Origin of the sequence: Petrocella sp. FN5, assembly GCF_029210395.1 — a bacterium.
Lineage (GTDB): Bacteria > Bacillota > Clostridia > Lachnospirales > Vallitaleaceae > Petrocella.
Genome location: NZ_JARGDP010000200.1, coordinates 1 through 1,007 on the forward strand (window position 1 = coordinate 1; position 1,007 = coordinate 1,007).

The following is a 1,007-nucleotide window of genomic DNA, read 5'->3' on the forward strand; positions in this document are numbered from 1 at the left end:
GAAGAAGCTGTTTCTAAAAATACCTATTACAGGTTTTTGAACACTTCAACCTATAACTGGAAGAAATTCCTGTTATTGCTGTCAGCAAAGGTTATTTCCATGTTCAACCGCCTTACAAGACCAGAAAGAGTTAATGTACTGATTCTAGACGATTCCATTGTCACGAGAAACCGAAGCAAGTCGGTTGAGTTATTGGCAAAGATCTACGATCATGCTTTTCATCGGTATCAGAGGGGTTTTACAATGCTGACCCTTGGGTGGTCTGATGGTTACAGCTTTATCCCTACTGGTTTCACAATGCTTTCTTCCAGAAACGAAAAGAATCGTTTTCAGGAAACAAGTAACGAAATCGACAAACGCACCAATGGTTACAAGCGCAGGAAAGATGCTCTCCTGAAAAAGCCAGAAGCCGCTGTACAACTTATCAAAGAAGCTCTAGCCGCTGGAGTTTCTGCTGATTATGTCCTTATGGACACTTGGTTTACCACTGAACCTATGATTAAAGCTATTCTTAACGAAGGACTTGATGTTGTAGGCATGGTCAAAAAGGGAAATGCCAAGTATTGTTATAAAGGCAAACGTTACAGCCTAAAAGAGCTTCGTAACCTAGTCAAAAGAGAATGTGGCGGTGGTATCTTTGGGTCAATTAATGTTACAACTAAAGATGGTATACCTGTGAAGGTTGTTATTGTCAGAAACCGTACCAATAAAGGTGAATGGCTTGCTGTCTTAAGCACTGATCTATCAATATCAGACGAGGAAATCATCCGAATCTACGGCAACCGATGGAGCATTGAAGTATTTTTTAAGTCTGCCAAGTCATTCATGAAGCTTGGTAGTGAATTCCAAGGCAGAAGCTACGATATGATTATTAGTCACACAACCATCGTCTACTGCAGATACATCCTGCTTGAATGGCTGCGCAGAGAAGAAAACGACACCAAAACTTTTGGTGAATTATTCTTTAGATACTGTGAAGACATACAAGATATGGACTATATAACAGC

The 1,007-nt window shown here is 40.2% G+C and carries 1 protein-coding gene; it reads left to right on the forward strand.

Annotation, left to right across the window (positions count from 1 at the left end; genetic code table 11):
* Positions 1 to 1,007 (forward strand): IS4 family transposase (locus P0N36_RS15475; protein WP_275843790.1); only part of this gene is annotated, 1,007 nt, incomplete at both ends.